We start from the raw sequence: 2,138 nt of genomic DNA, 5'->3' as shown, positions 1-2,138 counted from the left end.
GATCCAGCCCGGCGAGGTGGCCCCGGCCCATCGCCACACCATGGCCGCCATCCGCTTCATCGTGCAGGGCGAGGGCGCCTACACGGTGGTCAACGGCGAGAAGCTCCCGATGGCCGAGGGCGACCTGATCCTCACGCCCCAATGGACCTGGCACGACCACGGTCACGGAGGCAGCGAGCCCATGGTCTGGCTCGACGGTCTCGACGTGCCGCTGATCCAGTCGCTGCAGGTGATCTCGTACGAGCCCTATTCGGAGGAGAAACAGGCCACCCATGCGAGCGTACAGGAACCGTCCCATTTCGGCATGACCCGCCCGGTGCGCTCCGGCGAGCAGCCGGCGCCGATGCCGCTTCACTACCGCTGGCAAGACACCTACCGCGCGCTCCAGGCGCTGGCCGAGACGCCGGCCGACCCCTACGACGGCGTCGCCCTCGAATACGTCAACCCGCTCACCGGCGGCCGGACACTGCCGACCCTGTCGTGCTGGGCGCAGATGCTGCGCCCGGGCGAGCGCACCCGCGCCCACCGCCACAACAGCACCAGCATCTACCACGCGTTCCGGGGTAGCGGCGCCACCGTGATCAACGGCGAGACGCTGGAGTGGAGCCAGGGAGACACCTTCATCGTGCCGCTGTGGAGCTGGCACGAGCACGCCAACCGCTCGGCCGGCGAGGAGGCGCTGCTCTTTTCCATGCACGACATCCCGGTGCTGGAAGCCTTCGGGCTCCACCGCCAGGAGGGCATGGACCAGGCCGGCGTGGCCATGTGACGGCTTCGCCGGTTTGACAGTGCGGGGCCAACCATAATATCCAAGGCGAGCCAGCAAAGGAGGAATACAACAATGGCTACAGGTGGATATCGCGCGACCGTTCTCGCGTCCGTGTTTGCAGGGGTCGTGCTGTGCGCTGCCGCCGCCATGGCGGCGGACGATTACTACGCGGGCAAGACCGTCACGGTCCTGGTCTCTTCCAGTCCCGGCGGCGGCACCGACGCCACGGCGCGGCTCGTTTCACGTTTCCTGCCGAAGTTCATACCCGGCAACCCCAAGACCATCGTGCAGAACATGCCCGGCGGCGGCGGCACCGTGGTCAACAACTACTACACGCGCCGGGCCAAACCGGACGGATTGACCCTGCTGCAGGACTCCTCGTCGGCCCTCAGCACCTACGTGCGCGGCGGCAAGCGGGTCAAGTTCAATCCCAGGGAGTACTCGTACATCGGCTCCATCATGCGGGGCGGCAGCATCCTCATGGTGCGCAAGGACGCGCGCAAGCGTCTCACCGATCCCAAGGCCAAGCCCGTGGTGGTGGGCGATTCGGACGGTATCCGCACCTGGGTGGCCATGACCGTGTGGGGGGCCAAGTACCTCGACTGGAACAACCGCTGGATCTTCGGCTACGCGGGTACCGGCGAGATGGTGCTGGCCTTGCGGCAAGGCGAGATCGAGATGTGGGGCACCGGCAACGCCAAGCTCATCCGGGACCTCCAGAGGGACGGCGTGGTGGACCCCCTCGTGTTGCTGACGGACAAGCGCCGCAAGGACTTCCCCGACATACCCACTTTCGAGGAAATACTCGGTGACAAGAAGCCCTCGGGCGTGGCCTGGCAGGCCTTCAAGGTGTGGGCCGGACCCTCCGACGTGGACAAGTTTCTGCACGCCCCCAAGGGAACGCCGGCAAGCGTCATGAAGACGCTGCACGGGGCCTGGGCCGATATGGTGAAGGACGCCAAGTTCCAGACGGAGGCCACCAAGTTCTTCGGCGAGGCCTGGAGAACCCGGGACGGCGCGGCCACGGCCAAGCTGGTCTTGGAATCCACCGACGCTTCCCAGGAAGTGAAGGACTTCCTCTTCAAGATCCGCGAGGAGCACGGCCTGCCCACGGGCAAGAAGAAAAAGAAATAGCGTTCCGCTGAGCCTTACCGGCCGGCCTCCCTCAATCCATGCTTGAAGCCGCCGTTGACGGCCTGCTCGGCATTCTGACTCTGCACTCCCTGGGCATGATGGCCCTGGGAGTGCTGATCGGAAGCTTGGTGGGGTTCCTGCCGGGTATCGGCGGCCCCACCACCCTGGCCATCATGCTCCCCTTCGTGATGACCATGAATGATCCCTATCCGGTCATCGCGCTGCTGGTGGGCCT

At 65.9% G+C, this 2,138-nt stretch carries 3 protein-coding genes; all 3 read left to right on the top strand.

Annotated elements, in window-relative coordinates:
• Positions 1 to 769: cupin domain-containing protein (locus OXF11_08390; GenBank protein ID MCY4487118.1), on the top strand; the 769-nt coding region annotated here is incomplete at its 5' end.
• A 72-nt stretch (positions 770 to 841) separates the two neighbouring features.
• Complete coding sequence (locus tag OXF11_08385; protein MCY4487117.1) at positions 842 to 1,903, top strand: tripartite tricarboxylate transporter substrate-binding protein; 1,062 nt, start codon at positions 842 to 844, stop codon at positions 1,901 to 1,903.
• Between the two features lie 38 nt (positions 1,904 to 1,941).
• The coding region (locus tag OXF11_08380) for a tripartite tricarboxylate transporter permease (GenBank protein ID MCY4487116.1) at positions 1,942 to 2,138 on the top strand (197 nt) is incomplete at its 3' end.

The organism is Deltaproteobacteria bacterium, from assembly GCA_026712905.1.
GTDB lineage: Bacteria > Desulfobacterota > Binatia > UBA9968 > JAJDTQ01 > JAJDTQ01.
The sequence above is the reverse complement of the archived record's forward strand: the minus strand, read 5'-3'. Positions and strand labels throughout refer to the sequence as shown.